The 25,681-nt window shown below is 64.4% G+C and carries 23 protein-coding genes; 10 read left to right on the forward strand and 13 right to left on the reverse strand.

All coding sequences use genetic code 11. From position 1 onward, the window contains the following. Positions 1–60 precede the first annotated feature (60 nt). On the forward strand, positions 61–867 hold the full coding sequence (locus HUI96_RS03610; protein WP_188253284.1) for an exodeoxyribonuclease III: 807 nt from the start codon (positions 61–63) through the stop codon (positions 865–867). Positions 868–873: 6 nt separating this feature from the next. On the opposite strand, the gene HUI96_RS03615 is transcribed toward HUI96_RS03610, so the two are convergent. After that, the gene (locus HUI96_RS03615) at positions 874–1,329 is read right to left on the reverse strand and encodes a Crp/Fnr family transcriptional regulator (protein ID WP_188253285.1); all 456 of its coding nucleotides are present in this window, start codon (positions 1,327–1,329) and stop codon (positions 874–876) included. Between the two features lie 54 nt (positions 1,330–1,383). After that, the gene (locus HUI96_RS03620) at positions 1,384–2,067 is read right to left on the reverse strand and encodes a response regulator transcription factor (RefSeq protein ID WP_188253286.1); all 684 of its coding nucleotides are present in this window, start codon (positions 2,065–2,067) and stop codon (positions 1,384–1,386) included. A gap of 75 nt (positions 2,068–2,142) precedes the next feature. Between HUI96_RS03620 and HUI96_RS03625 the strand changes: the two genes are divergently transcribed. The 4 genes from HUI96_RS03625 (at position 2,143) to HUI96_RS03640 (ending at position 5,753) form a co-directional block, all read left to right on the forward strand. After that, positions 2,143–2,736 (forward strand): L,D-transpeptidase family protein, encoded by a 594-nt coding sequence (locus HUI96_RS03625; RefSeq protein WP_425299199.1) that lies wholly within the window; start codon positions 2,143–2,145, stop codon positions 2,734–2,736. Positions 2,737–2,928: 192 nt separating this feature from the next. Next, positions 2,929–3,726, forward strand: coding sequence for a transporter substrate-binding domain-containing protein (locus HUI96_RS03630; RefSeq protein ID WP_188253288.1), 798 nt, complete (start codon positions 2,929–2,931; stop codon positions 3,724–3,726). A 251-nt stretch (positions 3,727–3,977) separates the two neighbouring features. Next, on the forward strand, positions 3,978–4,799 hold the full coding sequence (locus HUI96_RS03635; protein WP_188253289.1) for an amino acid ABC transporter permease: 822 nt from the start codon (positions 3,978–3,980) through the stop codon (positions 4,797–4,799). A gap of 102 nt (positions 4,800–4,901) precedes the next feature. Beyond that, positions 4,902–5,753: an SDR family NAD(P)-dependent oxidoreductase gene (locus tag HUI96_RS03640; RefSeq protein ID WP_188253290.1), complete on the forward strand. Its 852-nt coding sequence runs from the start codon at positions 4,902–4,904 to the stop codon at positions 5,751–5,753. Between the two features lie 126 nt (positions 5,754–5,879). Here HUI96_RS03640 and HUI96_RS03645 read toward each other — a convergent pair whose 3' ends face one another. From HUI96_RS03645 to HUI96_RS03685, 9 genes are all read right to left on the reverse strand, one after another. Then, positions 5,880–7,364, reverse strand: a complete 1,485-nt coding sequence (locus HUI96_RS03645) for a carboxypeptidase M32 (RefSeq protein WP_188253291.1) — start codon at positions 7,362–7,364, stop codon at positions 5,880–5,882. Between the two features lie 266 nt (positions 7,365–7,630). After that, positions 7,631–8,554 (reverse strand): hypothetical protein, encoded by a 924-nt coding sequence (locus HUI96_RS03650; protein WP_188253292.1) that lies wholly within the window; start codon positions 8,552–8,554, stop codon positions 7,631–7,633. 277 nt (positions 8,555–8,831) lie between these two features. Next, positions 8,832–9,860, reverse strand: coding sequence for a peptidoglycan -binding protein (locus HUI96_RS03655; protein WP_188253293.1), 1,029 nt, complete (start codon positions 9,858–9,860; stop codon positions 8,832–8,834). Between the two features lies 1 nt (position 9,861). Then, on the reverse strand, positions 9,862–10,872 hold the full coding sequence (locus HUI96_RS03660) for a MotA/TolQ/ExbB proton channel family protein (protein WP_188253294.1): 1,011 nt from the start codon (positions 10,870–10,872) through the stop codon (positions 9,862–9,864). A 114-nt stretch (positions 10,873–10,986) separates the two neighbouring features. Further along, entirely contained in the window at positions 10,987–11,679 is a 693-nt protein-coding gene (gene trhA / locus HUI96_RS03665; RefSeq protein WP_188253295.1) for a PAQR family membrane homeostasis protein TrhA, read from the reverse strand. Positions 11,680–11,743: 64 nt separating this feature from the next. After that, on the reverse strand, positions 11,744–12,544 hold the full coding sequence (locus HUI96_RS03670) for an inositol monophosphatase family protein (protein WP_188253296.1): 801 nt from the start codon (positions 12,542–12,544) through the stop codon (positions 11,744–11,746). 110 nt (positions 12,545–12,654) lie between these two features. After that, complete coding sequence (efp, locus tag HUI96_RS03675) at positions 12,655–13,221, reverse strand: elongation factor P (RefSeq protein WP_188253297.1); 567 nt, start codon at positions 13,219–13,221, stop codon at positions 12,655–12,657. A gap of 88 nt (positions 13,222–13,309) precedes the next feature. Further along, on the reverse strand, positions 13,310–14,257 hold the full coding sequence (locus HUI96_RS03680) for a tetratricopeptide repeat protein (protein ID WP_237683972.1): 948 nt from the start codon (positions 14,255–14,257) through the stop codon (positions 13,310–13,312). Positions 14,258–14,306: 49 nt separating this feature from the next. After that, positions 14,307–14,963: a thiamine phosphate synthase gene (locus tag HUI96_RS03685; protein ID WP_188253298.1), complete on the reverse strand. Its 657-nt coding sequence runs from the start codon at positions 14,961–14,963 to the stop codon at positions 14,307–14,309. A gap of 553 nt (positions 14,964–15,516) precedes the next feature. On the opposite strand from HUI96_RS03685, the gene HUI96_RS03690 reads away from it, so the two are divergent. Both HUI96_RS03690 and HUI96_RS03695 read left to right on the forward strand, forming a co-directional pair. Then, positions 15,517–16,704 carry an OpgC family protein gene (locus HUI96_RS03690; RefSeq protein ID WP_188253299.1) on the forward strand — a complete coding sequence of 396 codons (1,188 nt, stop codon included), beginning with the start codon at positions 15,517–15,519 and terminating at the stop codon, positions 16,702–16,704. A gap of 176 nt (positions 16,705–16,880) precedes the next feature. Beyond that, complete coding sequence (locus tag HUI96_RS03695; RefSeq protein WP_188253300.1) at positions 16,881–18,521, forward strand: AMP-binding protein; 1,641 nt, start codon at positions 16,881–16,883, stop codon at positions 18,519–18,521. Between the two features lie 170 nt (positions 18,522–18,691). Here HUI96_RS03695 and gabT read toward each other — a convergent pair whose 3' ends face one another. Further along, positions 18,692–19,978, reverse strand: a complete 1,287-nt coding sequence (gene gabT / locus HUI96_RS03700; RefSeq protein WP_188253301.1) for a 4-aminobutyrate--2-oxoglutarate transaminase — start codon at positions 19,976–19,978, stop codon at positions 18,692–18,694. A gap of 262 nt (positions 19,979–20,240) precedes the next feature. Here gabT and HUI96_RS03705 point away from each other — a divergent pair, with 262 nt between their 5' ends. Continuing rightward, the gene (locus tag HUI96_RS03705; protein ID WP_188253302.1) at positions 20,241–21,407 is read left to right on the forward strand and encodes a diphosphate--fructose-6-phosphate 1-phosphotransferase; all 1,167 of its coding nucleotides are present in this window, start codon (positions 20,241–20,243) and stop codon (positions 21,405–21,407) included. Positions 21,408–21,561: 154 nt separating this feature from the next. Here the strand turns inward: HUI96_RS03705 and HUI96_RS03710 are convergent, their stop codons facing one another. Further along, positions 21,562–22,224, reverse strand: coding sequence for a YggS family pyridoxal phosphate-dependent enzyme (locus HUI96_RS03710; protein ID WP_188253303.1), 663 nt, complete (start codon positions 22,222–22,224; stop codon positions 21,562–21,564). A gap of 134 nt (positions 22,225–22,358) precedes the next feature. Here HUI96_RS03710 and leuS point away from each other — a divergent pair, with 134 nt between their 5' ends. Then, positions 22,359–24,995, forward strand: coding sequence for a leucine--tRNA ligase (gene leuS / locus HUI96_RS03715; protein WP_188253304.1), 2,637 nt, complete (start codon positions 22,359–22,361; stop codon positions 24,993–24,995). Continuing rightward, positions 24,982–25,554, forward strand: a complete 573-nt coding sequence (lptE, locus tag HUI96_RS03720) for an LPS assembly lipoprotein LptE (RefSeq protein ID WP_188253305.1) — start codon at positions 24,982–24,984, stop codon at positions 25,552–25,554. Before leuS ends, lptE begins: the two co-directional genes overlap by 14 nt. Positions 25,555–25,681 lie beyond the last annotated feature (127 nt).

Here is a 25,681-nt window from a genome sequence, read left to right on the forward strand (position 1 = left end):
CGGGCTTGCACTTGAGCTGTCTGCCTGCCAGATAGCGCGTTCCTCCCTCCGGACGCCTTCATGCCTCTTTCGATTGCTACCTGGAACATCAACTCTGTCCGCTTGCGCATGCCGCTGGTCGAGCGCTTCCTCGCGGAGCACGCGCCCGACGTGCTCTGCCTTCAGGAGACGAAGTGCCCGGACAACCTGTTTCCTGAAGCTGCCTTCCGCAAGCTCGGCTACGAGCACGTCGCCGTCAGCGGCCAGAAGGGCTATCACGGGGTGGCGGTGGTCGCGCGGCGCCCCTTCGAAGTGGTCGAGCGCCGCCGCTTCTGCGACAAGGACGACTGCCGCCACATCTCCGTTCGGCTGGCGGCCGGCGGCTCTTCAGTCCTCCTGCACAATTTCTATGTCCCGGCTGGCGGCGACGAGCCCGATCCGGAGATCAATTGGAAGTTCCGGCACAAGCTCGACTTCGTGGCCGAGATGAACGCCATCCGCGCCGAGCATGACAGCAGTTCGGCATCCGTCCTCGTCGGCGACCTGAACATCGCCCCGCTGGAACACGACGTCTGGTCGCACAAGCAACTCCTGAACGTGGTCAGCCACACGCCCGTCGAGACCGAGAATTTCGAGGCGATGCGCAAGGCCGGCGCCTGGGTCGACCTCATGCGCCACAACGTGCCCTACGAGCAGAAGCTCTATACGTGGTGGAGCTACCGCGCGCAGGACTGGGCCGCCTCCAACCGGGGCCGCCGGCTGGACCATGTCTGGTCCTCGCCGAACCTGCTCCAGGCTTTTGGCGGCTACGACATCCTTCGCGAGGCGCGCGGCTGGGAGCGCCCGTCCGACCACGTGCCGGTTATCGCGCGATTCGACATCGGTTGAGGGGCGCTACTCCTCGAAGCGCGGAGCGACCCGCTCGATCTCCTCGACCAGTTCCAGGAACTGCTGGCGGATGCGGCCGAAGAGGATCACCGCCGTATCCGGATATTCCTCCAGCATGCGCCGGAACATCTGCCGCTTTATCCGGATCAGCTCGGAATCGGCCCCCGCCTTGGCGCTGGTGAGGCGGCGTGTGTCGGCGATCAGGGCTAGCTCGCCGACGATCGCCCCAGGCGCTGCGATACCAAGCGGCGTGTGGTCTGCATCGGTTTCGCGGAAAAGCACGATCGACCCGCTCGCCACGACATAGGCGCAATCTGCTTCGTCGTCCTCGCGGAACAGGCGACGCTGGGCAGGCAGATCGACCCGTTCCGAGCCGAAGGCGAGCAGGCGCAACTGTTCGGTCGTGAAACCCTCGAACAGTGTCACGCCAGATAGAATGCGAATGTCGTCGTCGAGCGCCATCCGGTCCCTCAGATGGCCGGCTCTCTCCTAGAGGCGGCCCCCCGCCTCCACCAGTCAGGGAACCAGCTTGTAGCCGCCGCTTTCTGTCACAAGAATCTCCGCATTGGAAGGATCGCGCTCGATCTTCTGACGGAGACGATAGACGTGCGTCTCGAGCGTGTGCGTGGTGACGCCGGAATTGTAGCCCCAGACCTCCTCCAGGAGCACGTCGCGGGTGACCACCTTCTCCCCAGCCCTGTAGAGATATTTGATGATCGAGGCTTCCTTCTCGGTGAGGCGGACCTTTGCGCCCTTCTGGTCAAGAAGCAGCTTCTGGCTCGGCTTGAACGTATAGGGTCCCACCGAAAACGTCGCGTCCTCGCTCTGCTCGTGCTGGCGCAACTGCGCCCTGATGCGGGCCAGCAGCACGGCGAATCGGAACGGCTTGGTCACATAGTCGTTCGCGCCGGCCTCCAGCCCCAGGATGGTGTCCGAATCGGTGTCGTGGCCGGTGAGCATGATGATGGGCGCCTTGTAGCCGCCCTTCCGCAGCAGCTTCACCGCTTCGCGGCCGTCCATGTCCGGCAGCCCGACATCCATGATGAGGAGGTCGATCATGCCGTTCCGGACAGCGGCGATGCCCTTCGCGGCAGTCGCTTCTTCGAGAACGTCGAACTCTTCGTAGAGCGAAAGCTGCTCCACAAGAGTGGCGCGAAGGTCATCATCATCGTCGACGATCAGGATGGTGCGCGATGTCATTGGCCGGTCCTCCGGTTTCTTGTTGACTGACGCCCGCCGATGCAGAACCTGCCCACCCTAACAGGTGCACTTGCGGTGATTTGTCGGCGAATGCGATCATACTCCAAAATATCTAAGGACAAGCGTGTCTTTCAGGAAGGGCGTTCCGGACTGACACGTATCATCGTAAGGCAAAAGCCCGGGGTGCCCACCCAGGGCATTATGCAGATCGGCTCGGCAGTGTTTCCCTGCGCGCTCGGGCGCGGCGGCATCTCGGCGGACAAGCGCGAGGGCGACGGCGCCACGCCGCTGGCGCGGATGCGTCTCCTCGAAGGCTACTTCCGCGGCGATCATGGCCGGCCGGGGCGGACGCGTCTGCCAATGCGCCCCATCCGCGCCGATCTCGGCTGGTGCGAGGTGCCCGGCGACCGCAACTACAACCGGCCGGTGAAGATGCCCTATGAAGCGAGCCATGAGACCATGCGCCGCGAGGACCGTCTCTACGATTTCTGCATCGTGCTCGACTGGAACATCCGCCCGCGCCGGCCGGGACGGGGCAGCGCCATCTTCTTCCACCTGGCGCGGCTAGGCTTCACCCCCACGGAAGGATGCGTGGCGGTGACGCGGCAGGTGATGCTGCGACTCCTCCCGCATCTCACGCGCCGGACCGTGCTGGAGGTGCGGCGGTAGGGAGGGCGGCGCATCTGCGCGCTGGGCTTTCGTCTGCTCTCAGCGCCACCACGGTGGGCGTAAACCGCTGGTGAACGACAGCATTCCTGTTCGACTCGCCACGCATCCAGCTTGAATCATAAGCGCAGCCAGATAATGTCGCCCAATTCCGCCGGTTTGGGGATGTCGTCCGGCGCGTCTCTGGAGAGTGTCATGACCCGTCTGAAACTTGTCCTGGCCGCGCTGGCGGCCGTCCTGCTCGTGCCTGTCGCCGCATTCGCCCAGACGCTCCCCGATCTCGGCGGGCGCAAGGTCGTGGTCGTCACCGAGAACGCCTATTTCCCGCTGCAGTTCGTGGATCAGGCGACCGGCAAGCCTGCGGGCTGGGAGTATGACGCGATGGAGGAGCTTTCCAAGCGCCTCAACTTCACGGTCGAGTACCAGAACACCTCCTGGGACGCGATGATCCAGGCCGTGTCGGACAAGCAATACGACATGGGCATGACCGGCATCACCATCCGCGACGACCGCAAGGAGAAGGTCGATTTCTCCGATTCCTATATGCGCTCCGAGATCTTCATGCTGGTGCGTGGCGACGAGAGCCGTTTTACAGACGCCAAGGGCTTCGCCGCGGACGAAAAGCTGCTCGTCGGAGCGCAGGCCGGTACGTCGCCCTTCTATGTGGCCGTTTACGAGGTTCTCGACGGCAACGAGCAGAACCCGCGCATCAAGCTGATGGAGACTTTTGCCGCGACCGTGGCGGCGCTACAGGCCGGCGACGTCGATCTTGTGCTCACCGACAGTGCGGCAGGCAACGCGCTGTCCGCCAACTCGGGCGGCAAGCTGAAGCTGATCGGCGAGCCGCTGCAGGCCGAGGATTTTGGCTTCATCTTCCCCAAGGGCTCCGACCTGATTGCGCCGATCGACGCTGGCATCGCTGCGCTGAAAGCCGACGGGACGCTCGACCGGCTGACGCAGAAGTGGTTCGTGGACTACAAGCCGGCGCAGTGAGGGCTGCCTTAGCAGCCACTGCCTTCGATGATGTCGCCTCTTCACGCTCCCCTCTGGCCTGCGGGCCATCTCCCCCGAACGGCGGGAGATTGGCTGTCGCGGCGATTTTCGCAAATCGTCAATGTCGCAGGAGGGGCGCCGTCCAGGCGGCCGGCTGATCTCCCCCCACGTTGGGGAGATGTCCGGCAGGACAGAGGGGGGCGTCATAGGGCTCCTCACAGGCGGGTCTCGATCAGCCCGGCATTTTGAGAATGCATCCCCCCGCACCTGCTCCAGGCGGACAGGAGTTCCCCTACTGGCTCGTGGCCGCCATGTTCATGGCGGTCGCCGCGGCGCTCGCGATCGCGGCCAGCGACCTCTATGCGCAGATCTTCGCCACCGTCGCACAAGGCATCGGCATCACTATCTTCGTGACGGCCGTGGCTTTCGCGCTCGCCTCCGCGCTCGGCCTCGGCATTGCCCTGATGGCACTGTCCAACTCGATCTGGCTGCGCCAGGTCGCGCGCTTTTATGTCGAGATCATCCGCGGCGTTCCGATCCTGGTGCTCCTGTTCTGGATCGCCTTTGCCGGCGTTCCCGCCTTCGTCGCCTTCTGGAATTTCGTGGCGGCGCCGCTTCGCGAAGCGGGCTGGGTCGAGGAGTTGCTGGTGCGCGACGTCTCTCTGCTCTGGAGGGCCGTGCTGGCACTGACCATCGGCTACTCCGCGTTCATTGCCGAAGTGTTCCGGGCAGGCATTCAGTCGGTGGAGACCGGCCAGATCGAGGCGGCGAAGGCGCTCGGCCTGTCCCGTTTCCAGCGCTTCCGCCTCATAGTCTTCCCGCAGGCGATCCGCACCATCCTGCCGCCGCTCGGCAACGACTTCGTCGCGATGGTGAAGGACTCTTCGCTGGTCTCTGTGCTCGGGGTGGCCGACATCACCCAGATGGGCAAGATCTCCGCAGCCGGATCCTTCCGCTTCTTCGAGACCTATTCGATCGTCGCCTACATCTACCTGATACTGACCGTGGGGCTGTCGCTGGCGCTGCGCGGGCTGGAAAAGCGGATGCGCAAGGCTGCGGGAGGGAACGGGTGAGCCCGAGCTCCGCTTGGAGCGAGGCTTGAAACATCCTTGGTTGGGCAGCATCCTTGGGAGGAAGAGCGAGCCGCCCATCAACCCCGAGGTGAGGATCAAGCCATGACACACCCCGTTCTCTCGTCCGGTAACGTCGCGGTGATCACAGGCGGTGCCTCGGGAATAGGTCTTGCGGCGGCGAAGAAATTCGCCGCGCTGGGCATGACGGTCTGCATCGCCGATCTCGGCGCTGACCGGCTCGAGGCGGCCAGGGCCGAGATTGCTGCCGTTGCCAAGGACGGGGCCGATGTCGTGACCTCGGAAACTGACGTCAGCCGCCCGGATGATCTCATGGCTCTGGAGAAGATGGTCACGGATCGCTTCGGCGGCACGGATCTCTTGATGAACAATGCCGGCATCCAGCCGGGCAGTGCGATCTTCGGACCGCTGGGCGCGTGGGAGCGGGTTCTGGCCGTCAATCTCTGGGGCGTGATCCACGGCAGCCACGCCTTTGCGCCGGGCATGATCGCGCGTGGCCGTCCGGGCGTCATCATCAACACCGGTTCCAAACAGGGCATCACCACGCCGCCGGGCGATCCGGCCTACAACGTCTCCAAGACTGGCGTGAAGGCCTTTACCGAGGCGCTGCAGCACGAGTTGCGCAACACGCCCGGCCGCCAGGTCAACGCGCATCTGCTCATCCCGGGCTTCGTCTTCACGCCGCTGGCCGCCGGCGGCCGCACCGAGAAGCCGGCGGGCGCCTGGACGCCGGAGCAGACGGTCGACTTCATGGTGCAGCACCTGGAGGCCGGCGATTTCTACATCCTCTGTCCCGACAACGACGTGCCGCGCCCGCTCGACGAGCGCCGCATCCTCTGGGCCGCCGGCGACATCGTCGAGAACCGCCCGCCGCTGTCGCGCTGGCACCCGGACTACAAGGCGGCCTTCGAGGAGTTTTCGAAGCAGGGGAGGTGAGAGGATCGTACGACTTGGAGCCGCCCGCCAACGGCTCCCTTATCGCATTCCCACTTCTTGCCTGCGATGCTGCCCGCACCGAAGAGGCAGATGAGGGGCATTGATCAGCCTGCGTGCGCCCTCGGGTCAGCGCCCGTAGCGGGATTTCAGGTGCGCCTCGAAGTACTTGGCGGTGAGGGGCTCGCCCGTCGCCTTCTGGAGCAATTCCGGCGTCGACCACATCGAGCCTAGCGACCAGATGTTCTTGCGGCGCCAGTCGTTCACCGCTTCGAAATCACCCTTGGCGAAATCGTCTTCGATGGAGGGATGCGCCCGTTGGATCGCCGCCCACTGCTGCGCTGCCATCAGGGCGCCGAGCGTGTAAGACGGGAAGTAGCCGAAGGCGCCGCTCGGCCAGTGCACGTCCTGCATCGGCCCGTCCTGCGGATTGTCGATGGTTGACAGGCCGAGATAGTCGCGCATCTTGGCGTCCCACGCTTCGGGAATGTCGGACGCCTCCAGCCGCCCGGCCAGAAGATCCTGCTCGACCTCGAAACGCAGAATGACATGGAGCGGATAGGTGACCTCGTCGGCGTCGACGCGGATCAGCCCGCGCTCCACATGCAGGACATGCGGCAGGATGTCCTCGGCGCTCCAGCTCTCGCCGAGATGCCGTTCCACCATCGGCAGCGCCCAGCGCCAGAATGCCGGGTTCCTGCCGATCTGCTTTTCGACGAACAGGCTCTGGCTTTCGTGCATCGACATGCCGCGCGCCTTGCCCAGCGGCCAGTGCGACCAGCCCTTCGGTAGGTTCTGCTCGTAGAGGGCGTGACCGGTCTCGTGCAGCACACCCATCAGCGCGGATAGGAATTCCGTGGTCCGATAGCGCGTGGTGATGCGCACGTCGGTCGGAACGCCGCCGCAGAAGGGATGATGCGAGACCGACAGGCTGCCGTGGGTGAGGTCGAAGCCGACGGCCGCCATCATGGCGAGCCCGAGTTCCCGCTGCTTCTCGACCGGGTAGACGCCGGAGAGCGGCTTGAGCGACGACTTTGAGAGCCGTTCTTCCTGGACCGCGAGCGCCTCGGGTACAAACCCGCCGAGAAAGACCTTAAGGTCCTCGAATATCGGACCGATCTCGGCAACGCGGTTTCCGGGATCGTATTGCTCCATCAACGCGTCGTAAGGTTCGAGGCCGAGAACCTCGGCGCGCATCGCGGCCTCCTCGCGAACAAGTGTAACGATGCCTTCGAGTGCCGGCAGGAAGCTCGACCAGTCGTTCTTGGCTCGCAGGTCGCGCCAGAGTTGTTCTGAGCGCAACCTTGCCTTCGTCTGCCGTTCGACGAACTCCGGCGGCAGGCATGTCATGTTCGTGTACTGGCGGCGAAGCTCCCGCACGGCCGCCCGCTGCTCGTCATCGAGGGCCTCCTCCGCGGCGGCGGCCAACCAGTCTCCCATTTCGGGCGCTGTGGCCTGGCGATGGTACATGCCGGCCAAGGTCGACATGGCTTCCGCCCGTTTTTCGCCTCCGCCGGGCGCCATGTGCGTCGCCTCGTCGGCGCCGAGGATCGCCATCGCATGTTCCAACGCCTCCAGGCGCCGGCAGGATTCATCAAGCTTTTGGAAAGACATCGGCGCTCCTCGCGTGAATGCGCGAAGGAACACGAAGCCGTTAGACTTCGCAATGCCCGAGCGCAACCAGGAAAGCGCTGGAATACGCCGATTTCCTGTGTTGGCAAGCTGGCTGCCCGCCAGGATTGCGGCAGCATCACGTGCATGAGGGCCGCCGGGATGCCGCCGGCGGCCCTTTCTACCCATGACCGAGTCCTCCAGATCCCTCCCGCAACGGACTTTCGCGAATTCAGGACCCGAAGCGCGAGCTTTCGATGAACTCGCTCTTATGGGGTTCCGGCTCCATAAGGGGTTGTGGCGCCAGCGACGCGGCGGGCGCGACCAGTGAGAAGAGTTCTGGCACCACCGGCGCCAGTGTAAGCTGCCGGCAGCGACAGGTAGTAGCCACCCGGTGTTACGATGCAGGCGCCGTTCGGATCTCTTACGCAGTGCGGCGGATGGACCGAGTAGAGCGGGTACGGCCCCATATTCATTTCGTTAGTGTAGTAGCTGTTGTCCGCCTCGTTTGGCGGCCCGAATCGGAAGGCGAATTCTTCATGGAATCTCTTCTTGGTCTTGTTATGCCGGTGGGCATGATGGCCCTTGCCCTTATGGTCAAATTTGCCATTGTCATTCATGCCCTGGTGCTTGCCACCTCGCCTGCTACTGCCATCACCATTAGTTCCATTGCTGTCGGTCATGGCAAAGGAGTTGCTCCCATGCCGCCCCTGACTTTTGCCATTGTCATGGAACCCTTTACCGTTGTGATTGAAGCCGTGGACGGGACCAAAGAGACCGTTTTTGAACGCTTGTTGGATGTCAGCTGTATGCAGAGAACCATTGGCTAAATTAAAGGCGACGCTTCCGCCGTTTGCGAGAGCAAGATTCCGCTCCACGATCGCCTTATCTCGTAGGAATTCAGCGCTGTGTCGATTGTTGCGCCCACGATTGTTGTGCCCACGATTGTGGTGATCATTGTCTTTATTGGCGAACTTATCTCCCCTATGGTCTGTGTTTTTATTGCCCTTGTTGTTGGCGCTCTTGTTTCCGTGGTTATCGCTCTTGTTGCCGTTGCCGCCCTTGCCATTCTCGGCACTCCGGCTGTGATCGCCGCGGTCATGACCGTGCCCTCCGCCGCCCGCCGAGGCAACGCCGAGCGGAGTTGCGATGAGTAGGGCGGCGAGAGCCGCCTTCAGGGGAAATGCACGCATGATAAGCCTCCTGCGCTCTCATGCGGAGGACCTTGTAGGCACTCCAGGAAATCGGCTGTCAGGACACTGTCGCGTCGCGATTGCCGTGTGTCGGGACCGCAGCCGCTGGGAGGAGTTGTGGCTGCGTAGATCGCACTCCGGCCATCGCCGGCAGTTCCCAGCCGCACGTGTAAGCCTACGCTCGCCTAGACCGGGCGGGCAACTTACAAATTGCTAAGCTTGCGTTTACGTGGGAGGCTTTGGCGGGCCGTAGATAAAAATCAGGTGAGCTGAATTCTCACCTTTCCGTAAGCTTCAGCTCTATTCGGCGGTTTTTGGCTCGGGCGTCTTCAGTATCGGCGGTATCCAGCGGCTGGTTCTCGCCGAAACCGGCTGCGACCAGCCGGTTGGCAGGCACCCCATTTGCGATCAGGAACTTCACGACCGAGGTGGCGCGAGCGGACGACAGCTCCCAGTTGTCGCGATACCGCCCGGTGCCGGAAAGCGGCCGGTTGTCGGTATGGCCGTCCACACGCAGCACCCAGTTGATCTCCGGCGGAATTTCCCTCTGCAACTCGACGACTGCCTGCGCGAGCTTGCGCATCTCGGTCTGCCCGGCCTCGTTGATCACGTCAGACCCAACGGGGAAGAGCACTTCCGACTGGAACACGAAGCGGTCGCCGACGATCCGGATGTTCTCGCGATCGGAAAGGATCTCGCGCAGCCGCCCGAAGAAGTCCGACCTGTATCGATTGAGCTCCTGGACGCGTTGCGCAAGCGCGACATTGAGGCGACGACCCAGGTCGGCGATCTTTGCGTTCGACTCGCGGTCGCGGGTTTCCGAAACCTCCAGCGCCTGTTCGAGCGCGCCGATCTGCTTGCGCAAAGCGGCGATCTGCTGATTCAGGAGTTCGACCTGGCTCATCGCCTGCTGGCTGATCTGGCGCTGGTTATCCAGTTCCCCGGTCAGCGTCCCGATGCGAGTATCGGCCGCGGCACCCGCACCTGCACCCTGATCGAGCAATTGCTGCAGCCGCGAGCGCTCGTCCTCGGCGGCCGTGAGCGAGGCGCGCAGGTTGATGAGCTGGTCCTCCGCATCCTGGGTGTTGGAGCGCTCCAGCGCCAGAAGTTGGGTAAGCTCGTTGATCTGCGAGTTGAGCCGGTTCAGCACCTCCTCCTTCCCCGAGATCTCGCGGCTGAGCAGGAATTGGGCGAGCACGAAGACCGAGAGCAGGAACATGATGGCCAGAAGCAGCGTCGACAGCGCGTCGACGAAGCCCGGCCAATAGTCGATGCGACGGTCGCGGCGAGCGCGGGCGAGCGCCATCTTAGTTCAGCTCCCGATGCTTGAGTGCCTCGGCGATACGGTCGAGGGTGGCGCGGAGTGCCCTCTGTTCCTGCGACTGAGCCTCGACCCAGTCGCGCATGATCTGCTGCTCATTGCGCATGTTCTTGACGAGACCGGAGATGCCGTCCGCCAGGTTGGCCATGGCAGTGGCGACCCGCGGGTTAGCGCCGGCGTGCTCCTGAAGCGCGTGCAGCCGCTCGCCCAACACCTTGATTTCGTCAGCCGCTCCGCTCCGGGCAAGATCGGACGAAACAGCGATGTCGGAGGAGAGATCGGTCACGGAGGAAAGCCAGTTTTCCAGCTCGGTGTAGAACCGGGTCTGGGCGCGTCCGGCCTGAAGGTCGAGGAAACCGAGCACCAGCGATCCGGCGAGGCCGAACAGAGACGACGAGAAGGCGGTGCCCATGCCGGAGAGTGGCGCAGACAGCCCCGCCTTCAGGGCATCCAACACCGCCGCGGTGTCCCCGGTTCCGGCATCCAGGGATTGGATGGTCTCGCCGATCGATCCGATCGTGCCCAGGAGACCCCAGAAGGTACCAAGCAGGCCGAGGAACACTAGAAGTCCGGTCAGATATCGCGTGATGTCCCGGCTCTCGTCCAGGCGGGTCGCAATCGAATCCAGCATGGTCCGCATCGAGTTGGTCGACAGCGCCATCGTCGACGAGCGGCTGAGCAGAACCTTCATAGGCGCCAGCAGCACCGGTTCGGTCGTCTCCGAGCCGGCGCGGAAGGAATTCACCCAGCGCACCTCCCGAAACAGCCTCGTCACCTGTCCGAATGCAAGCAGGATGCCTACGAACAGCACGCCGGCTATCAGCCCGTTCAGGCCGGGGTTCGTGGAGAAGGCGGAGGTGATCTGCCGGGTCAGGATCGCCGCAATGAAGGCGACGATCGCCAGAAAGATCAGCATCGACAGCAGGAATACGCGCGGGCTGGAGAGCTTGTATGGATCGTAGTCCGCCTTACTGCTGAAATTCCTCAAGAACGACATCCGCGCCCCGTGTTCATGCCCGCATCATTTCACGCGGACTGTAATCGGAATTATGACCAAATTGAAAGGCGCGAAGCAGGCCCGTGGTGCTCACCCTGCCGCCCTCGATGACAATCAGACCCGCTCGAGCACAATGAAGTCCATCATTGCGGCGAGATGAAATCCCGCACCGAGCACAACGAAACTGTGCCAGGCGGCCGACTGAAAGCGCAGCTTCTGCCAGACGAAGAATATGACTCCGAAGGAATAGGCGATACCTCCCGCCGCGATCAGCCACACCGAACTCGACGGCAGTGTCTCCACCAGTTTGCGGACGACGACGATGCCGCTCCAACCCATGGCGAGATAGATCAGGATCGAGAGCCTATCGAAGCGGCCGGGCAGGCAGATCTTCATGGCGATCCCGAGCGCCGCCGAACTCCAAATGAGGATGCCCATGGCGAGCGCCAGAGAGGTGTCCTCGAGTTGTGCGAGGATCGGCATGTAGGTTCCGGCGATCAGCAGGTAGATCGCAGCGTGGTCGAGCCGGCGCAGCACCCACTTCGCCGGGGAGATCGGCCACAGATTGTAGGCAAAGGAGATGGAGAGCACCGCAAGCAGCGACACGACGTAAAGCAGCGTAGCCGCATATTCCAGCGGTGCCGCATGGAAGGCAGCGAAGGCGAGGAGAATGGATCCCGCCGAGATGGCGCCGAGCAGGCCTATGCCGTGAACGACACCGTCGGCGATCAGTTCGGCTTTCGTATAGTCGAAGCGCCCCCAATAGGGGATCTCTGCGCCGCTCAACCAGTCGCTTTGCTCGCTCATGGCCCACATTCGCCGGTAGACGAACTTCAGCACCTATAAGCGCAGACGGCAACCTACGTTCCCGTTAACGTGGCGCCAGCGGCTTCTTCAACGTCTTAAGCAGCGCCCGGTGGATCAGTTCGTTTCCCGCCACGATCGAGCGGCTGGCGAACATGTTCTGCTCGCTGTTGCGATCGCTGGTGAACCCGCCTGCTTCCCGGATGAGCAGCATGCCCGCTGCCATGTCCCAGGCATGCAGGCCCTCCTCCCAGAAGCCGTCGAACCGGCCCGCGGCGACATAGGCGAGGTCGAGCGCGGCCGCGCCAAGCCTGCGGATGCCGGCGACCTCGCCCATGACGTTCCGCAATTCGATCAAATAGTTGCCGTGGTGCCCGATGCCGAGGTGCGGCACCCCTGTTGCGATAACGGCATCCTCGAGCTTCATGCGGGCCGCGACGCGCAGCCTGCGGTCGTTGAGGAAAGCGCCGCCGCCCCGCTCTGCAGTGTAGAGCTCGTCCATTGCCGGGTTATAGATCACGCCTGCGACGATCTGGCCTTGCCGCTCCAGCGCGATCGAGACGGCGAAGATCGGAATGCCGTGCAGAAAATTGGTGGTGCCGTCGAGCGGATCGACGATCCACCGGTGCTGGTCGTCCTCGCCTTCGATTGTGCCGCGCTCCTCCATGAGGAAGCCGTAGCCGGGACGAGCCCGCGACAGTTCGTTGAAGACAATCTCTTCCGCCTTGTGATCCGCCTGGCTCACGAAGTTGCCGGGCCCCTTCAGAGATACCTGAAGGTTCTGCACCTCGCCGAAGTCCCGCGACAGCGATCGCCCGGCCTTCATCGCGGCCTGGACCATGACGTTCAGAAGTGCGGAGCGGGCCATGGGAGAATCCGTTGTTCGTTGTTCGTTGTTCGTCGTTCGTTTCTAGCTGCCAGTACGCCGATCCGAGAAGCTGGTTCCGGACCACGACCGACGAACAACGACTGACTAGGTTAATCCGCCCGCCGCAAATAGGCGATCTCGTTGGTGTCGACCAGAACCCGCTCGCCGGCTTCGATGAAGGGCGGGACCAGGACGCGGACGCCGTTCTCCAGCACGGCCGGCTTGTAGGAGGATGCCGCGGTCTGGCCCCTCACGACCGGATCTGCCTCGGCAACGGTCAAGACGACCTGGTCGGGCAGGGAAATGCCGATGGGCCTATCCTCGTAGAGCTGCACCGTGACCTTCATGCCGTCCTGCAGGAAAGCAGCCCGATCACCCACGAACTCCTTTTGCAATTCGAGCTGTTCGTAGCTGTCGGTGTCCATGAAGATGAGCGCATCGCCCTGCTCGTAGAGGAAGGTAAAGTCCTTCAGGTCGAGTTGGACACGCTCCACCGTCTCGGCCGAGCGGAAGCGCTCGTTGAGCTTGGTGCCGTCGACAAGGTTCTTCAGCTCGACCTGGTTGTAGGCGCCGCCCTTGCCGGGCTTGACGGTGTTGGTCTTCACCGCCGCCCAGAGGCCGCCATTGTGCTCGATGACGTAGCCCGGACGGATTTCGCTGCCGCTGATCTTGGCCATTCTGTCGCTTTCGATGTGGGGGTTGGCCGCATGCGGCCTTAGCGCCTCAAGACCATAAACGCGGACGCGAGGCAAGGCGCCGGATAGCTCACCGAAGCCGGTTGGCGGTCTCCAGCGCCTGCTTAATCTCGTCGTCGGTGAGGCCGTCGAGGAAATCTTCCATGATCGGGTCGAGCAGCCCGGCGCGCCGGGCGAGCATGTACCAGGCGGCAGCCGCCTTGGTGTCCGGCTCCACGCCGATCCCCTGCATGTAGAGTTTTGCGACATCGTTCTGCGCGGCGACATTGCCGCCTCGGGCTGCCCGCAACAGCCAGCCGAAGCCTTCGGCGGCGTTCTTTGGCCCGCCCTTGCCAGCCATTATCCAGCGGCCAAGGTCCAACTGAGCGGTATCGAAGTTTTGCCGGGCAGCACGGACCAGCCATTTGCGCGCAGCGGCATCGTCCGCCTTCTTGCCGCCGACCCCGTTCGCGTAGATCTCCGCCATGGCGTATTCGGCGTCCGGCACGCCGGCTTCCGCTGCGCGCTCATAATAAGACACCGCCTTCTCCAGGCCGCGGCCGTCAGGCTCCCGGCTGACCAGCAGCTGCGCGAAGTTGAACTGGGCAAGCCGATTGCCGGCTTCAGCCGCCGCCTGCATCAGCACATAGGCCTCCTTCTCGTCCTTCTTGACGAAACGACCGTCGAGCAGGAGCAGCGCGTACTGGAACTGAGCCTCGGGCACGCCCTGCTCGGCAGCGCGCGCGTACCATTTGGCGGCGTCTGCCTCGTTGCGCGCCATTCCCAGTCCACGGGAGAGAATCTCCGCAACGAGCGTCTGCGCCGCCGCATCGCCATTCTCGGCGCGAGGCAAAGCCAGGTTATAGGCGGTCATGTAAAGGCCACGCTGAAAGGCGCCGAAGGCCTGGTCGGCGGGCCGGCCGCCGAACCGCTCCGGATCGACCTTGCCCTCGCGGCGGTCCGGATCGACCGGCGAAGGCAGAACCTTCTCGCCATTGCTCTCGACTGCCCCGACTGGGGCCACGGCAGCCAGAAGCAATGCAAGGAGCGCCGATGTCCGCGCCCAGCGGTGCCATACCGTCACGCCGTCATCCCTCGAGCCTGGGCGCGGCGCGGTCCAGGATCGCGTTTGCCCTCTCCACCGCCTCGCGCGGATCGATCCCTTCGCCGAACACCGCCGCCGAAAGCGCCACGAACTCAGCCCCTGTCGCCGCGATGGCCTCGACGGATGCGATGTCTGACCCGCCCTGGACGATGCAGGAGATCTCGACCATCTCGGCCCACCACTTGCCGAGCGCCAGATTACGCGGGTGCGGTTCCGGCTTGGTGTCGAAGCCCGGACGCCCGAAGAACATGTAGTCGGGCTGCAGTTCCCCCAGTTCCAGCGCGTCGTCGCGGCTGGCCGCTCCACCGGCGCCGACGATCAGCTTCCCGCCCCAGCGCTCGATCGCATCGGCGAGATCCTCCTTGCCCGCCTGGATATGGACCCCGTCTGCGCCGACCCGGCCGGCGACACGGGTGTCGTCGACGATGATCGCCGCCAGCCCTGCCTCCTGCGCGATCCGCACGATCGGTGCCGCGAACGCCTGGAAGGATGCCTCGTCGCCGTGCTGCGGGATGATCAGGGAGGCGACGTCGCCTCCGGCGACGGCTTCGAGCAGGCGGGGGCCGAAGACCTCAGCCTCTTCACTGGTTGGCGCGACCAGAACGATACGGCAGCGGTTGGGAGGGGAGGGGTTGGACATTGGGCCTGACTTGGCTGCGAGTGTGCAAGCAATGCGGAGCGATGGGCCGGTGCCACATGCCGTGCGATCATGGTTCGATTTTGGCATAGCGACGCTGGCTCTGCTGGACAAGGGCACGCGACTGGCAAAGCGCCGCCGCTCACGCTAGCGGGGACCTAAAGGGCCCTTGTCCCGAATGTCCGAGCTTCTCGCGACCGTGGTTCCACGGTGCCGCCGTTCCCGCGGTCATACTGGTCGGCTTGTCGAAGGGGGCGGTTTCGGGTGCGCAGATGCCGATCGCGCCGCTCGCCACTTGACGGCGCCTGGCTGGTGCGACGTAAGCGCCCAGAGGTCTTCGATCCGTTCATCTATGCCACTGTTGCCCTCATCGCTGTCAAACTCCCATGGGACGGGGCGGCTTAGTTGTTCTGATGTTCTGAGCCGACACAAATCGTTACAAGCCGGCGGCAAGAAAGCGGTGGGCCGCAAGGAATCCTGCCACATGTCCGTCAACTCGTGCATCCACTAGGCCGGTCGGCCTGGAACTTTGCAACCGCGAGAGACTTACGCAGCTATGAACAAGGACGTAGTGCCCGGGCGGGATACCCGCATCGATGTCTTCCGAGCCCTGGCTCTGCTGACGATCTTCGTGAATCACGTCCCTGGTACAGTCTTCGAGCACCTGACCCACAAAAATTTCGGCTTTTCGGATTCCGCCGAAGCCTTCGTGCTGATTTCGGGGATAGCGGTGGGTCTGGCCTACGGGACGAAGTTCGCGCCGGGCAACCGCCTGCTGCTGACACTCAAGGCGTGGCGACGGGCGGGCGTTCTCTATGTCGCCCACATCGTCACCAGCCTTGTTACGCTCGCCATCTTCTCCGCCGGCGCGCTCTGGTTCGCGCGGCCGAAGCTGCTGGAGATGATAAACATCCCGGCCCTGATGGAGGACACGCCGCAAGCGCTCATCGGCCTCGTCACCCTCGGACATCAGGTCGGCTACAACAACATCTTATCGATGTACGCGGTCGTGCTGATCATGCTGCCGCTGTTCCTGCTGATCGGCAGCACCAGCCTGCTCTCAATGGTGGTTGCGTCCGGCCTCGTCTGGTTGGCGGCTGGCCTGTGGCAGATCGCCCCACCGAACTATCCGGGCGACGGCCTCTGGTTCCTCAACCCGCTGTCATGGCAATTCCTGTTCGTGATCGGCATGGCGTGTCTGATGCATGTGAGACGTGGCGGCGAGATCGCCTACAGCAAGCCGCTGGCGCTGATGTCGCTCGGCTATGTGCTGGTTTCGCTAGTCTGGGTGCGCTGGCCGCTGTGGGGCCTGGAGACCGCCCTTGACCTGCCGGCCGTCCTGTCCGGCTTCGACAAGACGTTCCTGTCCCTGCCACGCCTGCTGCACGTGCTCGCTCTTGCCTACCTGATCGTCTCGATCCCTGCGCTGTCGAAGCTCGCCCGCAAGCAGGCGAGCCACCCGCTCGCCATCCTGGGTAAGCATTCTTTGCCTGTATTCATTGGCGGCACTCTCCTTTCCATGGCCGCGCAGGTCCTGAAGGCGGTCCATCCCGGCGGTCTGCTGCTGGACTTCGCGCTGATCATCGGCGGCATCGGCCTGCAGTTCGCGCTCGCCTACTGGCTGGAGTGGCTGCCGACCATCGGCTGGGGCGGCAAGAAGTCCGCCTTGCCGCCGCGTCCGGCCCACAATGCTACCGGCTCGTCTGCCGACAGCACACGACCCGCGCTTCGCCCCGTTTCGTAGCCAGCCGGCACTGTACGCCCACCCCTGACACCTCCCCCTTGGGTCAGGGGTGGGGGTCGTTTCAAATGCAAAATGGTCGCCATCGCGTGGCAGCTTTGCCAAGGGCTGTAGAGAACCACCTTTCCCCTGCGGCAGTGCCGCTCTAGGATCGCTTCGATCGCGATCGGGGGAAGGCAGTGACGAACATCTACGAGATCGGGCTGGAGCGGAACCCGGCCAACTACCAGCCGCTCACGCCGCTGACCCTTCTGGAACGGGCCGCCAAGACCTATCCCGACCATCCCGCCATTATCCATGGCGATCTCCGGCTGACCTATCGCCAGTTCTGGGTGCGTTCCATCCGCCTCGCTTCGGCCCTCGCAGCGAAGGGAATCGGCAAGGGCGACACCGTCACGGTGCTCTTATCGAACACGCCGGCCATGCTTGAAGCGCATTTCGGCGTGCCCATGGTGAAGGCGGTGCTGCATTCGCTGAACACGCGGCTGGATGCGTCGATCATCGCGTTCCAGCTCGACCACGCCGAGTCGACGGTGCTGATCGTCGACCGCGAATTTTCCGCCGTCGCCCGCGAGGCGCTCGCCCTGGCCAGCGTCAAGCCGTTGGTGATCGACTATGACGACCCGGCCTACCCGGCCGATGCGCCCTATCCCAAGGGAGAAAGGATCGGCTCGCTCGACTACGAGGAACTCGTCCAGTCCGGCGATCCGGATTTTGACTGGTCGATGCCCGACGACGAGTGGGACGCGATCTCGCTCAACTACACTTCCGGCACCACCGGCAACCCGAAGGGCGTCGTCTACCACCATCGCGGCGCCGCCCTGATGGCCTACGCGAACACGATCCATGCCGGCATGGGCAAGCATTCGGTCTACCTCTGGACCTTGCCCATGTTCCATTGCAACGGCTGGTGTTTTCCGTGGACGCTGGCCGTGCAGGCGGGCACGCATGTCTGCCTGCGCTGGGTGCGCGCCAAGGCCATGTACGACGCCGTCGCCGACCATGGCGTCACCCATCTCTGCGGTGCACCGATCGTCATGTCGATGCTGATCAATGCGCCCGACGCTGAGAAGCGCGAGTTCCCGCAGACGGTGACCTTCAACACCGCCGCGGCCCCGCCACCGGAGGCCGTGCTGTCCGGCATGGCCGACGCCGGTTTCGCCGTCACCCATCTCTACGGCCTCACCGAGACCTATGGGCCGGCGGTGGTCAACGAGTGGCATCTGGAGTGGGACCATCTCGACCGCGCCGGCCGCGCCGCGAGGAAGGCGCGGCAGGGGGTGCGCTACGCCTCGCTCGAAGGGCTGACCGTCATGGATCCCGAGACGATGAGCCAGACCCCCGCCGACGGCGAGACGCTCGGCGAGGTCATGTTCCGCGGCAACATCGTGATGAAGGGATATCTGAAGAACAGCAACGCAACCGACGAGGCCTTTGCCGGCGGCTGGTTCCACTCCGGCGATCTCGGCGTGCTCCACCCGGACGGCTACATCCAGCTAAAAGACCGTTCCAAGGACATCATCATCTCGGGCGGCGAGAACATCTCCTCGATCGAGGTCGAGGACGCGCTCTACAAGCATCCGGCGGTCGCCTCCTGCGGCGTCGTCGCGCGGGCCGACGAGAAGTGGGGCGAGGTGCCGGTCGCCTATGTCGAGCTGAAGCCGGGCAGGACCGCCAGCGAGGCCGAGATTCTTGACCACTGCCGTTCGCTGCTTGCCCGCTTCAAGGTGCCCAAGGCGGTGATCTTCACGGAGATCCCAAAAACCTCGACGGGCAAGATCCAGAAGTTCAAGCTGCGGGAGATGGCGAGGGGCAGTTAAGGGAACTCAGCCCTTATCTGATGGTGGCGGCGCCCTCGCGATCGACTCGCCCCCACTCCGTCTCGCCCGTCGACAAGCTCAGGGCTCGCCACCTCTCCCCCGTCGATCGGGGGAGAGGTGGTTTGCAAAGCAAACCGGAGTGGGGGTCGAAAAGGGCTATCGAGCCCCAATCACCCGTTCGCAGCGACCAGGGCGCGTTCGAGCTTCTGCAGCCCTTCTTCCAGCACCGCGTCGGAGATCGTCAGCGGCATCAGGATGCGGATGGTGTTGGCGTGGACGCCGCAGGAGAGCAGCACCAGGCCCTCGGCAAGTGCTGCCTGGGTCACGCGCTTGGTTGCGTCGGCATCCGGCTCGGCGCTGCCGCGGCTCTTCACCACGTCGAACGCGACCATGGCGCCCGGGCCGCGGATATAGTCCATCGCAATCGTGTCGTTGCGCTGCGCGATGCGGGCAAGCTCGCCCTTGATGCGCTCGCCCAGCGTGTTCGAGCGGGCGATCAGCTTCTCCTCCTCGATGACGTCGAGCACGGCGAGCGCCGCGGCGCAGGCGATCGGGCTGCCGGCATAGGTGCCGCCGAGCCCGCCCGGCTCTGGCGCGTCCATGATTGCTGCCCGACCGATCACACCCGACAGCGGAAAACCGCCGGCGAGCGACTTGGCGATGGTGATGAGGTCAGGCTCGACACCGGAGTTCTCGATGCCGAACATCTTTCCGGTGCGCGCAAAACCGGTCTGTACCTCGTCGGCGATCAGCACGATGCCGTGCTCATCGCAAATCTTCCGGAGCGCCTGCAGCAACTCGGTCGGTGCGGGATGGAAGCCGCCCTCGCCCTGCACCGGCTCGATGATGATAGCCGCCACATTGACTGGATCGACATCGGCCCGGAAGAGGAATTCCAGCGCCTTCAGCGAATCCGCGACAGAGACGTCGAATTGCGGCGCGGGGAACGGCACGTGCCAGATGCCGGCCGGCATAGGGCCGAACTTCTTCTTGTACGGCGCCACTTTGCCGGTCAGCGCGCTGGTCATCAGCGTGCGGCCGTGGAAGGCGCCGGTGAAGGCGATCACATTGGTGCGGCCGGTGTGGGCGCGTGCGATCTTCACCGCGTTCTCGACCGCCTCGGCGCCCGTCGAGAACAGGATCGACTTGGCCTCGCCCTTGAACGGCGCGAGCTTGTTCAACCGCTCGCAGAGGGCGATGTAGGGTTCGTAAGGCACGATCTGGAAGGCAGTGTGCGTGTAGGCGTCGAGCTGCTCGCGCACGGCGGCGATCACCTTGGGGTGGCGATGGCCGGTATTGAGCACGGCGATGCCGCCAGCGAAATCGATGAAGCGGCGCCCGTCGGCATCCCAGAGTTCCGAGTTCTCGGCGCGGGCGGCGAAGACCGGATAGGCGGTGGCGACGCCGCGCGGGATGGCCGCGACGCGGCGGGACTGGAGCGATGCGTTCTCGGACATGGTGACCCTCAACAACAAGGTAGCGTTCGCGGCATGCCCGCGATGCGCATTCCGTACGAAGCCTCACTATAGCTTGCAAGCGGGGATTTGTATGGCGCAGGGCTTCAAATCCGCTGCGGCCAGAGGTGGCCCGCGCCGTCGCGTAGGAGAACTCAGCCAGGCTCGAAGGGCATCTACCCTCCACCCCGTTGCCCTGACTTGCGGGTTGCGCCTGTGCCAAACTCGGCTAAACCTGCGGGCAGTCAAAGACCGGGAGAGAAAAATGGCCGGAACATTCGTGATCGCGCAGGGCGGCGGCCCGACGGCGGTGATCAACCAGACCATGGTCGGGGCAGCGCTGGAGGTGAGGAAGCGCCATCCCGGCGCCCGCGTGCTGGGCTCCCGCTATGGCGTCCGCGGTATCCGCGACGGCGACTATGTCGATCTTACCGAGATCCCCGAGGCGGAACTGATGCGCATCGCCGGTACGCCGAGTGCGGCGCTGGGCTCGACGCGCGACAAGCCCGATGCCGCCTATTGCGACCTGGTGCTGAAGGGCCTGCAGAAAGTCGGCGCGGAAGCCTTCATCTATATCGGCGGAAACGACACGTCCGGAACGCAGCAGATCCTGACCGATGCCTCCGGCGGATCGATCGCCTTCGTCCATGCGCCGAAGACCATCGACAACGACCTCGAGGAGAACGACCACACGCCGGGCTTCATCTCGGCCGCGGAATACACGGCGGGCGCCTTCCTGACCGCCGACCTCGATTTCCGCGCGCTCCCCGGCATCTATGTGGCGATCGTCATGGGCCGGCACGCCGGCTTCCTCACTGCGTCTTCCGCCGCCTGGCAGATCGACGAGGAGTCCGGTCCGCATCTCATCTACGTGCCGGAGCGGGCCTTTTCGGCGGAACGCTTCATCGACGACGTGAAGCGCACGCTCGACCGGCACAAGCGCTGCATCGTCGCCGTCTCCGAAGGCGTCACCACCGAAGACGGCAGAGCGCTGGTAGAGACGCTGGTGCCGGCGGAGCGGCTGGAGCGTGACGCCCACGGCAACCTGAAGCTCTCGGGCGGCGAGTTGGGCCTGGCGTTCGAGCACGCGCTGCGTGAAGGCCTTCCGGGCAAGCGCGCCCGCGTCGACGCGCTCGGCTACATGCCGCGCGGCTTCGTCGGCGCGATCAACAGGGTCGACCAGCAGGAGGCCTTCGAGGCGGGCGCATTCGCCGTGCAGGTGGCCGGCGACGGCGGCGGCTCGGTGGCTCTCCAAGTGGAGAATGGCCGGACGGTGTTGCGAAAAGTGCCGCTCATCAACGTCGCCGGCAAGACCCGCCACATGCCCGCCGATTTCCTTGACGAAGCCGGCACACATCTCTCCGCCGCCGGCCGCGCCTATTTCGAGCGGCTGGTGCCGAGGAAGTACGACATCGGCAAGCCGTTCGTGTGAGCGCCGCTCTGTTCCCTACTGAGGATCAGGGGTCAGGCTATCGCTAATGATGCTTTGACGAACTGAGCGGTCTTATACCTCCACCCCTTACTCTCCTCTTTGTGGGGAGGGTAAGGGGCCGGGGTAAAAGCCGTATGCGATCGCCGCCTGGCGCTCACCGCGCCCCAAAAATCGCCGAGCCGACGCGCACGCTGGTGGCGCCGAAGGCAATCGCCAGCTCGTAGTCGCCCGACATCCCCATGGAGAGCTTCTCCACATCCGCCTCGCGCGCGAGCTTTTCCAGGAGCGCGAAGTGCGGGCCGGGGTTTTCGTCCGCCGGCGGGATGCACATGAGGCCTTCGATGGCGAGGCCATGCACGTCGCGGCAGCGCTGCACAAAGGCCACCGCCTCGCGCGGCTCTATGCCGGCCTTCTGCGGCTCCGAACCCGTATTAACTTGCACGTAGACCCGCAGCGCCTTGCCCTGCTTGCGCATCTCCTTGGCGAGTTCGGCGGCGATCTTTTCGCGGTCGACAGTTTCAATGACGTCGAACAGCGCGACGGCTTCCTTCGCCTTGTTGGACTGCAGCGGGCCGATGAGGTGCAGTTCGAGGTCGGGGAACTCGGCCCGGAGCGCCGGCCATTTCGACTGCGCTTCCTGGACGCGGTTTTCGCCGAAAACGCGTTGCCCGGCCCCGATCACCGGGCGGATGTCGCCCTCGCCGAAGGTTTTCGAGACGGCAACGAGCGTGGCGCTGCCGGCGGGCCGGTTGGCCTCGCGCTCCGCCGCTGCGATATTTCCCTTCACGTCTGCCAGCCGTGCGACTGCGTCGGTCATGTCTCGATCCTAAAACCCCTGGTTGTCGACTCCCTGTGGCTGCCCTTAAGCCCCCAAGGTTGACGCCCTCGGCAAACCGTGATGAAGGTCCGCCGAACCCAATTTTGCCCGTCTTATCCAGTGAAATCCCGGACATGGCAACCGAACGATACAATCCGCGCGCATCCGAGCCGAAATGGCAGAAAGCCTGGGAGACGGCAAAACTCTTCGAGACGAAGAACGACGACCCGCGCGAGAAATACTATGTGCTCGAGATGTTCCCCTACCCGTCGGGGCGCATCCACATGGGCCATGTGCGCAACTACACGATGGGCGACGTGGTCGCCCGCTTCCAGCGCGCCAATGGCAGGAACGTGCTGCACCCGATGGGCTGGGACGCTTTCGGCCTGCCGGCCGAGAACGCGGCGCGCGACAACAAGGTCAACCCGCGCGACTGGACCTACGCAAACATCGAGACGATGAAGGGACAGTTGAAGACGATGGGCCTGTCGCTCGACTGGGCCCGCGAAATCGCCACCTGCGACCCTTCCTACTACAAGCACCAGCAGAAACTGTTCCTCGACTTCTGGAAGGCCGGGCTGGTCGAGCGCAAGTCGGCCAAGGTGAACTGGGATCCGGTCGACATGACCGTGCTCGCCAACGAGCAGGTGATCGACGGACGCGGCTGGCGCTCGGGCGCGCCCGTGGAGCAGCGCGACCTCACCCAATGGTTCTTCAAGATCACGTCGATGAGCCAGGACCTGCTGGATGGGCTGGAGACGCTCGACCGCTGGCCCGAGAAGGTCAAGCTGATGCAGGCCAACTGGATCGGCCGCTCCGAAGGCCTGCAGATCCGCTGGCCGCTGGACCCGGCGACCACGCCGTCCGGCGAGGATCAACTGGAGATCTACACGACCCGCCCCGACACGATTTTTGGCGCTTCCTTCATGGCGATCGCCGCCGATCATCCGCTCGCGAAGAAGGCGGCGAAGAACAATCCCGAACTCGCCGCCTTCATCGAGGAGGTGCGCCATCGCGGCACGTCCGCGGCCGACCTGGAGACTGCCGAGAAGAAGGGTTTCGATACCGGCATCCGCGCCGTGCATCCGTTCGATCCGGACTGGAAGCTGCCGGTCTATGTCGCGAACTTCGTGCTGATGGAGTACGGCACCGGCGCGATCTTCGGCTGCCCCTCCGGCGACCAGCGCGACCTCGACTTCGCGCGGAAATACAACCTGCCGGTCGTGCCCGTGGTCATGCCGGCCGACGCGGATGCCGCGACCTTCGTCGTCGATGACGAGGCCTATGTCGAGGACGGCGTGATGATCAATTCGCGCTTCCTGGACGGCCTGAAGCCGAAGGATGCCTTCGACAAGGTCGCCGATCTGCTCGGCAGCCGCGCTACCAACGACCAGCCGATGGCCGAGCGCAAGGTGCAGTTCCGGCTGCGCGACTGGCTGATCTCGCGCCAGCGCTACTGGGGCTGCCCGATCCCGGTCATCCACTGCGACTCGTGCGGGGCCGTGCCGGTTCCCGCCAACCAACTGCCGATCGAACTGCCGGCGGACGTCAGCTTCGACAAGCCGGGCAATCCGCTCGATCACCACCCGACTTGGAAGCACGTCGACTGCCCGCAATGCGGCAAGCCGGCGCGGCGCGACACCGATACGATGGACACATTCGTCGATTCGTCCTGGTACTTCGCCCGCTTCACCGATCCGTGGAACGGAACGGAGCCGACCACCCTGCCGATGGTGGATGGGCCGAAGGGCTGGCTTCCCGTCAACCAGTATATCGGCGGCATCGAGCATGCGATCCTGCACCTGCTCTATTCGCGCTTTTTCGTGCGCGCGCTGAAGGCGACCGGGCATGTGAACGAGGTGAAAGAACCGTTCGAGGGCCTGTTCACGCAAGGCATGGTGGTCCATGAGACCTACCGCCGCAACGGCGGCGTCCATGTGACGCCCGCCGAGGTGAATATCACCGAGACGGACGGCGTTCGCCGCGCCACCTTGATCGCGACGGGCGAGGACGTCGACATCGGCCCGATCGAGAAGATGTCGAAGTCGAAGAAGAACGTGGTCGATCCCGACGACATCATCGCGAGCTACGGCGCCGACACCGCGCGCTGGTTCATGCTCTCCGACTCGCCGCCGGAGCGCGATGTGATCTGGACGGAAGCCGGCGTCGAAGGCGCGCACCGCTTCGTCCAGCGCGTCTGGCGCCTGGTGTCGGAAGCAGCGCCGTCGCTCGCCGGTGTCGCGCCTGCGCACTCGACCGACGGTGAAGCCGGCGCGGTCTCGAAGGCGGCCCACAAGGCGCTCAAGGCCGTGGGAGAGGAGATCGCGAGGCTCGGCTTCAACAAGGCCGTTGCCCGCATCTACGAACTCACCAATGCCCTCCAGGCGCCGCTCGCAGCCGCCGCTGCCGGCGAAGCGAACGCTGCCATGCGCGGCGCACTGCGCGAGGCCGTCGAATTCCTGCTGGCGATGATCGCGCCGATGATGCCGCATCTTGCGGAGGAATGCTGGTCGGCAATCGGCGGCGAGGGTCTGATCGCCGAACGCCGGTGGCCGGCTTTCGAGCCTGCGCTGGTGGTGGACAACGAGATCGTGCTGCCCGTCCAGATCAATGGCAAGAAGCGCGGCGACTTGACGATCGCGCGCGACGCAGATCAATCTGCGATCGAGAGGGCCACCCTGTCGCTGGACTTCGTCCAGAAGGCGCTGGAGGGACGGCCGCCCCGCAAGGTGATCGTGGTGCCGCAAAGGATCGTGAATGTCGTTGCCTGAGCGCCCCCATGTCCGCCCGCGGTCGATCGTTCGCACCGTGGGCGTCCTCGCAATCGTGGCATCCACGGCTCTCAGCGCCGCCTGCACAGTACGGCCGCTCTATTCCGACGGCGGCGGAGCAGCGGTCGGCTATGCGGCAGGTGCGGCCGAGGGGCTGAAGCAGATCTCGATCGCGCCGGTCAATACGCGCTTCGCCCAGAGACTGCGCAACGATCTGATCTTCGCGCTGAACGGCGGGGCAGGGCAGCCAGCCCAGCCAAAATACCTGATGACGCTGACCGTGACCGAGCAGGTGGTCAACGAGGCGGTCGTTACGGTCGAAAACGACGAGAACCGGCCGACCGCGGCAACCCTCTACATGACCGGCTCCTACGTGCTGACGGACGCCGCCACGGGCAAGCCGGTCGCCGCGGGAAAGCGCACCATCCCCGCCTCGTATGACCAGCCCAGCCAGGAATTCGCCACCTGGCGAGCGGGCATCGACGCGGAGAACCGCGCGGCGCGCGAACTGGCGGAACTGCTCACGCTCGACATTGGCCAGCGGCTGGCAAAGCTCTGAGGCTGGCCGAGCCGCGGCGCTCTTGGGCCGGCTCGCGGGCGCATCAACGATACCGGCAGAAATCCTCCTTGACCTTCCAGTCACTGGAAGGGTTACGCATCCTCCCTACATAGTGAGAAGAGCGTCC

The sequence above is a fragment of the Pseudaminobacter soli (ex Zhang et al. 2022) genome (genome assembly GCF_014595955.1).
GTDB classification, from domain to species: domain Bacteria; phylum Pseudomonadota; class Alphaproteobacteria; order Rhizobiales; family Rhizobiaceae; genus Kumtagia; species Kumtagia pseudosoli.

Bases quoted from the DNA above. Each gene is read 5' to 3' on its own strand.
- HUI96_RS03610 (WP_188253284.1), top strand. From the start codon at position 61: ATGCCTCTTTCGATTGCTACCTGGAACATCAACTCTGTCCGCTTGCGC.
- HUI96_RS03630 (WP_188253288.1), top strand. From the start codon at position 2,929: ATGACCCGTCTGAAACTTGTCCTGGCCGCGCTGGCGGCCGTCCTGCTC.
- HUI96_RS03690 (WP_188253299.1), top strand. From the start codon at position 15,517: ATGAACAAGGACGTAGTGCCCGGGCGGGATACCCGCATCGATGTCTTC.
- HUI96_RS03650 (WP_188253292.1), bottom strand. From the start codon at position 8,554: ATGCGTGCATTTCCCCTGAAGGCGGCTCTCGCCGCCCTACTCATCGCA.
- HUI96_RS03685 (WP_188253298.1), bottom strand. From the start codon at position 14,963: ATGTCCAACCCCTCCCCTCCCAACCGCTGCCGTATCGTTCTGGTCGCG.
- HUI96_RS03660 (WP_188253294.1), bottom strand. From the start codon at position 10,872: ATGTCGTTCTTGAGGAATTTCAGCAGTAAGGCGGACTACGATCCATAC.
- HUI96_RS03645 (WP_188253291.1), bottom strand. From the start codon at position 7,364: ATGTCTTTCCAAAAGCTTGATGAATCCTGCCGGCGCCTGGAGGCGTTG.
- efp (WP_188253297.1), bottom strand. From the start codon at position 13,221: ATGGCCAAGATCAGCGGCAGCGAAATCCGTCCGGGCTACGTCATCGAG.
- HUI96_RS03710 (WP_188253303.1), bottom strand. From the start codon at position 22,224: ATGACCGACGCAGTCGCACGGCTGGCAGACGTGAAGGGAAATATCGCA.
- trhA (WP_188253295.1), bottom strand. From the start codon at position 11,679: ATGAGCGAGCAAAGCGACTGGTTGAGCGGCGCAGAGATCCCCTATTGG.
- HUI96_RS03640 (WP_188253290.1), top strand. From the start codon at position 4,902: ATGACACACCCCGTTCTCTCGTCCGGTAACGTCGCGGTGATCACAGGC.
- HUI96_RS03620 (WP_188253286.1), bottom strand. From the start codon at position 2,067: ATGACATCGCGCACCATCCTGATCGTCGACGATGATGATGACCTTCGC.
- HUI96_RS03670 (WP_188253296.1), bottom strand. From the start codon at position 12,544: ATGGCCCGCTCCGCACTTCTGAACGTCATGGTCCAGGCCGCGATGAAG.
- HUI96_RS03705 (WP_188253302.1), top strand. From the start codon at position 20,241: ATGGCCGGAACATTCGTGATCGCGCAGGGCGGCGGCCCGACGGCGGTG.
- gabT (WP_188253301.1), bottom strand. From the start codon at position 19,978: ATGTCCGAGAACGCATCGCTCCAGTCCCGCCGCGTCGCGGCCATCCCG.
- HUI96_RS03635 (WP_188253289.1), top strand. From the start codon at position 3,978: ATGCATCCCCCCGCACCTGCTCCAGGCGGACAGGAGTTCCCCTACTGG.
- HUI96_RS03615 (WP_188253285.1), bottom strand. From the start codon at position 1,329: ATGGCGCTCGACGACGACATTCGCATTCTATCTGGCGTGACACTGTTC.
- lptE (WP_188253305.1), top strand. From the start codon at position 24,982: ATGTCGTTGCCTGAGCGCCCCCATGTCCGCCCGCGGTCGATCGTTCGC.
- HUI96_RS03655 (WP_188253293.1), bottom strand. From the start codon at position 9,860: ATGGCGCTCGCCCGCGCTCGCCGCGACCGTCGCATCGACTATTGGCCG.
- leuS (WP_188253304.1), top strand. From the start codon at position 22,359: ATGGCAACCGAACGATACAATCCGCGCGCATCCGAGCCGAAATGGCAG.